At 68.1% G+C, this 5,958-nt stretch carries 5 protein-coding genes; 1 reads left to right on the top strand and 4 read right to left on the bottom strand.

Going from position 1 to position 5,958, the window contains the following annotated elements:
• The 4 genes from J7E68_RS12240 to J7E68_RS12225 form a co-directional block, all read right to left on the bottom strand.
• Positions 1-509, bottom strand: a 509-nt coding sequence (locus J7E68_RS12240) for a glycosyltransferase (RefSeq protein WP_215172948.1), incomplete at its 3' end; no start/stop codon positions are given.
• Entirely contained in the window at positions 506-2,416 is a 1,911-nt protein-coding gene (locus J7E68_RS12235) for a glycosyltransferase (RefSeq protein WP_215172946.1), read from the bottom strand. The genes J7E68_RS12235 and J7E68_RS12240, both read right to left, overlap by 4 nt.
• A 133-nt stretch (positions 2,417-2,549) precedes the next feature.
• Positions 2,550-3,848 (bottom strand): O-antigen ligase family protein, encoded by a 1,299-nt coding sequence (locus tag J7E68_RS12230; protein ID WP_215172944.1) that lies wholly within the window; start codon positions 3,846-3,848, stop codon positions 2,550-2,552.
• Positions 3,845-5,260: an O-antigen ligase family protein gene (locus J7E68_RS12225; RefSeq protein WP_215172942.1), complete on the bottom strand. Its 1,416-nt coding sequence runs from the start codon at positions 5,258-5,260 to the stop codon at positions 3,845-3,847. Before J7E68_RS12225 ends, J7E68_RS12230 begins: the two co-directional genes overlap by 4 nt.
• 87 nt (positions 5,261-5,347) lie before the next feature.
• Here J7E68_RS12225 and J7E68_RS12220 point away from each other — a divergent pair.
• A partial coding sequence (locus J7E68_RS12220) for a type I phosphomannose isomerase catalytic subunit (RefSeq protein WP_311416822.1) occupies positions 5,348-5,958 on the top strand: 611 nt, incomplete at its 3' end.

Raw genomic sequence — 5,958 nt, 5'->3', positions numbered from 1 at the left:
CCGCTGTTCATCTCTTTGAACCCGGGGGCGTCGAAGCCGGAAGGGGCGAGCGGGATCGGGATCCCCATGCGCTGGGCGATCCGGTACTGCCAGTAGAACTCGCTGCCGTCGTAGTCGTATCGGCGACCCTGGATGCTCTTGAAGCGCGGCGTCCACTTGCCCATCTTGGCGAGACCGTCGGGTACGACCTCGACGTCGTCGTCCATCATCCAGATCCACTCGGATCCGAGCTCGTAGGCCGTGCGCATTCCCTCGCTGAAGCCGCCGGAGCCGCCGGTGTTCGTCTCGAGTCGCCGGTAGACGATCTCGGTGCCCAGCCGTTCGCGGAACGACTCCACCACCTCGGTCGTGTCGTCGGACGAGGCGTTGTCGATGATCACGACGTGGCCCGGCTGCGGGTCCATCGTCGAGATGCTCTCGAGCAGCCCCGTCAGCAGATGCGACCGGTTGAAGGTGACGATGACGATGCTCGCCGACGCCGGATCGAACCCGGTGGACTCCACGGTCATGCCTTCTCCTCGAAGATCTCGCGCCACGACGAGGGCGATGTCAGGTCGGGAAGCGCCTCTCGGTACTCCCGCTGCAGTTCGGGCCAGCGGCGTCGCAGCTGCGCGTGCAGGCGCACGGTCTCGCGCAGCATCCTGCGGTACTTGGCGCGGTCGCGCGTGTAGATGTTCTTCCCCGAGCCGTCGGCGGCGCTCACGAGCGCACTGTCGAACGCGGGCACGCGCCACCAGTGGGCATCCTCTTTGCCGAACTCCACCTCGGGCTGATCGAGGTTGGCGGGGTTCGGGCGATGCAGCCAGTGAGACACCAGCGTCGACAGAGTGAACCAGCGGAGCCGCATGCCCTTCGGGCTGTCGTAGTCGTTCTTCGACAGGCGCTTGTACACCTGGCGACCGTGCCGGGCGTGCAGGACCTTCGAGGGGTCGCGATGCACCACGGTCTCGGGGTACTCGGCGGACAGAGCGCGCGCCGCGGGCATGGCGGTGGCGAGATTCCTCCGCATGTGCGCGGGACCCGAGAGTACGTCCTTGAGCGCCAGAGCCCGCAGAGCGACGGGGTAGTACTGCATCATCATCAGGTGCTTGAGGTCGACCCGGCGGCTGTGCGTGAGCAGTCGACCGCCGCGCGGGGCGTTCGAGTGCAGAAGTCCGGCGACGATGCGATTGCGGGCGTGGAAGTAGGCCTGCCAGTCGATCGTGTCGTCCTTGTTGACCCACGAGACGTGCCACAGCGCCACGCCGGGCATCGAGACCGTCGGGAACCCCGCCTCACCGGCGCGGAGGCAGAACTCCGCGTCGTCCCACTTGATGAACGCCGGCAGGGAGAGTCCGACTTCGCGCACCGCGTCGAGCGGGATGAGGCACATCCACCACCCGTTGTAGTCGGAGTCCATCCGCATGTGCAGCAGCGGCGACTGACGCAGGTTGGCGACGCCGAAGTCGTGCGGCATCTTCTCCTGGTAGAGGTTGCGCCACATGAAGGGGTGCTCGTCGACGACCTCGGCCCAGCCGTGCAGCTTGGGCCGATCGAGCAGGTCGAACATGTGCCCGCCCACGAGGACGGGAGTGGTGGCGTACTGGCCGAACACGATCGACCGTCGCAGCGATTCGGGCTCGAGACGCACGTCGTCGTCGAGCAGCTGCACGAAATCGCTCTCCGGGCGCTGGAGGGATTCGTGCATGGCGCGCGCGAAACCGCCGGAACCGCCGAGGTTCGCCTGGCGGATCACCTGCAGGGTCTCGCCGAGCTGCTCTGCGACCTCGTCGTAGCCGTCCTGGTCGGAGACCAGCTGCGTCCCCTGATCGACCAGGAAGATGCGGTCGACGAACTCGAGGGCGTCGGGCGATGCGGCCAGTGCCCGCAGAGTCTCGACGCAGTAGTCGGGCTTGTTGTATGTGGTGATGCCGAGCGACGCCTTGCCCGCGCGCGCCGGCTCCTGCTCGGTGGTCCATTCGGCGCCCTCGAGCACGGCGTGCTTCTCGTCGGCGACGACGTCGAACCAGATCCATCCGCCGTCGCTGTACTGCGTCAGATCGAGGTCGAACGACGTCGACGACTCGCCCGTGACCTCGCGGGTCGCAACGCGCTGACGGATGCCGCTGCCGTTCGACCGGTAGACGAGGATCGTCGCGGGGCCGGTGGTGCGCACCGTGAGCCGCACCTCGCGGACGCTGGTCCAGTGCTGCCAGTACGACGCGGGGAACGCGTTGAAGTAGGTGCCGAGGGAGACCCGTCGACCTGCGACGATCCGAGCGCGATGCCTGCCCAGGATGTTGCCCAGGTGAGCGCGGTTGGAGACGCGCACCGGCTCTTCTTCGATGACGGACCACGTCTCGGGATCTGCATACAGCGGCAGGAGGTCGGGGTCGCGGTCGAGAGGGAAGACGACGTTCTGCAGGATGTGGACCAAGGGTTCATTCTCCGATTGTTCGCGCACGGGGGACCGGTTCACCCGGGCCGCGGGCGCTCGACGAGCAGTGAGTAGCTTACTGGGCGCGGCTTGGCATCTCCGGAGAGCACGCCATGACGACGTCTCGCGCGGGTCAGCGCTCGGGACGCAGGGTGGGGATGGCCCCGGTGTGCGCGGCGTCGATGCTCTCGCGCCACGAGCGGGACTGCCCGGCGCGCAGCGCGCACAGGACGAGCATGAACCATCCGGCGCCGGCCAGGGTGAAGCTCTCGAACATCGAGTCGACGGCGAGGGTGACGAGCATGAGCGGCGTCCAGGCGTAGACGACCGAACGGCGCACGCTCGCCACCAGCCAGGAGCGGACCATGGCCACCCCGCCGAGCAGGAGGAAGAGCACGAGGCCTGCCGCACCGAGCTGCAGCAGCACGTCGAAATACGCGTTCAAGGCGCTCTGATGGCGATCATCGAGCAGGAAGTTGATGTAGGTGAACGGGTACTCGCCCCGGGCCCACGGTCCGTACCACCCCCACCCCTCGATCGGCTTGAGTGCGACGAAGTCGAGGATCGTGTTCCACAGGGTCGCCCTGATCGAGAAGTCCGAGCCCGCGTCGAGCATCGCGATGATCACGTGGCGCAGGGCGAACGCCGCGGCGAGGGCGATCGTGACGAGCACACCGAGAACCCATTGCACGATCGTGCGCCGCTCGGACGGCGCGTGGCGCACGATCGCGAGGGCCACCGCGACCACGCCGACGGCTGCGGCGAGCACGAGCACGGTGGGGGAGGACGACAGGAACGCGAGAAGGGTGGCGAGTGCGATCGAGGGGATCGCGATACGTGCGGTCAGGGACTGCGAGCGCCACTCGACCACGAAGGTGATCAACGCGATCACGGTGACGAAGCCGAGCATGTTTCGGCTTCCGAAGATCCCCTGCACAGGCCCGCCGACAGCCAGGTCGCCCTCGATGCCGAGGAAGGTGAACGGCATGTCGAGAAGCACGCCCGAGAGGATCTCCAGGCCCAACGAGACGAGCAGCAGCAGCCTCAGCGAGTCGCCCAGCGCCCGGACCGTCTGCAGCGTGTCGCGGATGTGGCCGACGGTGATCGCCAGGAATGCGAATCCGAACAGAGCCATCCAGCCGAATGCGGTGTCCGACTTGTCGGTGGTCCAGACGAGACTCACCAGCGCCCAGGCCAGGAAGGCGAGCAGAGAGGAGGGCGCGATCCGCAGCAGCGAGAGCTCTTCCCGCCGCACCCACAGGATGCAGGCTCCCAGAGCGCAGAGCACGGCGATGACCGTGGCCAGCGTCACCGGCGATGCCGCCCGTTCGATGGGGAAGGCCGCGAAGACCGCGGTCAGTACGGCGATCGTGTAGGCGCGGGCAAATTCGGCCGAGCCCAGGAGGTCCGCCAGCCGACGCTCGGGCGTCACGGAACCCGCCGGGTTCTCTCGCCGCGCTCGATCACGCGCTCGCGCTCGCCGACGCCGACGAGGGGCACGGCCTTGATCTTGAACGACAGCAGCACGAGCAGCATCCAGCCCCACAGCATGATCGGCGTCGACTCGGTGAGGCCCTGGATGAGCAGGACGACGGTGAAGAGGCTGGGCAGCAGCGTGAGGGGCGAGTACGCCCGGTCGGCCTTCAGATCCCAACGCGGGCGATCGACGGCGAAGAACCACGACCTCCACAGCAGGCCGCCGTAGGCGAGAGCGATGAGCACGACTCCGACCACGCCGAGCTGCATCAGCACGTCGAGCCACATGTTGTGCGCATGGAACACCGTGATGCCATGGTCTTCGATCCAGCCCGCGAAGGCAGGGTCGAACGGCACCCAGGGGCTCGAGAAGCCGTTGCCGAAGATCGGATGCTCGGCCGCACGCTCGAGGACCTTGTCCCAGATCTTGTCCGACCGGCCGGTGAGGTCGGCGCTCCTGCCGAGGAGGGCGAAGAGCGGCTCGCGCAGCAGCCAGACGGCGGCGGCGGCCACTGCGGTGCCGCCGATGAAGACGACGTACAGCCGTGTGCGCAGTGCGGGGGTGGTGGCGCGACGCATCAGCAGCGCGACCACGAGCACCAGGGCTGCGGCGGCGGCGCAGGCGTATGCGGTCGCGGATCCTGCCCTGACCATGAAGTAGGCGGCAAGGAGCGCCCACAGTGCCAGCGTGGTGCGCCAGCGCGCGCGGGCGACGAACAGGATGCCGAAGGTGAGGAGCGCGAACAGGCTGATGATCGCGAGGAGGTTCGAGTTGCCGACGATGCCCTGGATGCGTCCGCCGTCGAGGAGGTTGCCCCGCACCCAGTACCAATGCGGGTTCGTCTCGCCGTCGGGGCGGACGAAGAAGTTCGGGAGGATCGGCCTGTGCACGACCAGGGCGACCCAGAGCTCCACCGCCAGTGAGAGACCGAGGATCCACTTGAAGGCGGAGGCGAGGGCGCGCACGATCTCATGCCACGTGAGCACGTGCACGATGAACAGCGCGTTCACCGTGACCGTCGCGAGCAGAACCCAGGTGATGATCGTGGCGCCGCGCCACTGCGACCAGGCGACGGAGACCAGAGCGAGGACGGTGTAGGCCGTCGCGGCCCAGGGCAGCCGCCGCCAGGCGAAGGGGTGCGGGCGCCGGCGGGAGATCATCGGCACGCCGATGGCGAGCGTGGCGATGAGGAAGGCGACGAGAGCGACGACCGAGCCGATCTCGCCGACGAAGTTGTAGACGGCGGAATGGGCGAACGTCGTGAACAGCACGAGGATGATGTATCCGCGCAGCATGAGATGCCCCGTCGACTCGCGCTCGGGCGCGGTGGGCGGGGCCTTCACCGGGTGCTTGGTGTACTGCGCCATCGCGTTCAGGCTACCGCGCGGGGCGGGCCGCGCAGCTGAGGACGCCGAACGTGGCCCGATGCGTTCCGCTGCCAATACTCTGGTGGCATGCTTCTCAGCCTCTCCAACGTGCCCCGCGACTACGCCTGGGGATCGACGACGCTCCTGGCCGACCTGGAAGGGCGCACCCCTGCGGGTGGTCCCGAGGCGGAGGTGTGGTTCGGCGATCACCCCGGTGATCCCGCCGATGTGCAGGGCGACGGCACGCTCGATTCCGTCACCGGCGGAACCCTGCCCTATCTGCTGAAGCTCCTCGCCGCAGGTTCTCCGCTGTCGATCCAGGTGCACCCCACGATCGAGCAGGCGAGGAAAGGGTGGGAGCGCGAAGCGCGGCTCGATGCCGCGGATCCGAACCGCAACTATCGCGACGACAATCACAAGCCCGAGCTGATCGTCGCGCTCAGCGACCGCTTCGAGTCGCTGAGCGGCCTGCGGCCCGTCGCCGACACGCTCGGTCTGCTCGAGCTCCTGGGCGACGGCCACGGTGTGGGAGCGCTCGCCGCGCGCCTCACGCAGCAGGGCGACGTGCTGCGCGACACGATCGGCTGGCTGCTGTCCGGCGAGGCGCAGGCCGAGGTCGATGACATCGTCGCGTCGTTGCGCGACGCGGCCGGGGCCGATCAGGGGGAGTGGTCCACGACGCTCCGGGCGATCGCGGC

Origin of the sequence: Microbacterium sp. ISL-103 (genome assembly GCF_018613995.1) — a bacterium.
Lineage (GTDB): Bacteria > Actinomycetota > Actinomycetes > Actinomycetales > Microbacteriaceae > Microbacterium.
The sequence above is the reverse complement of the archived record's forward strand: the minus strand, read 5'-3'. Positions and strand labels throughout refer to the sequence as shown.

Bases quoted from the DNA above. Each gene is read 5' to 3' on its own strand.
- J7E68_RS12225 (WP_215172942.1), bottom strand. From the start codon at position 5,260: ATGGCGCAGTACACCAAGCACCCGGTGAAGGCCCCGCCCACCGCGCCC.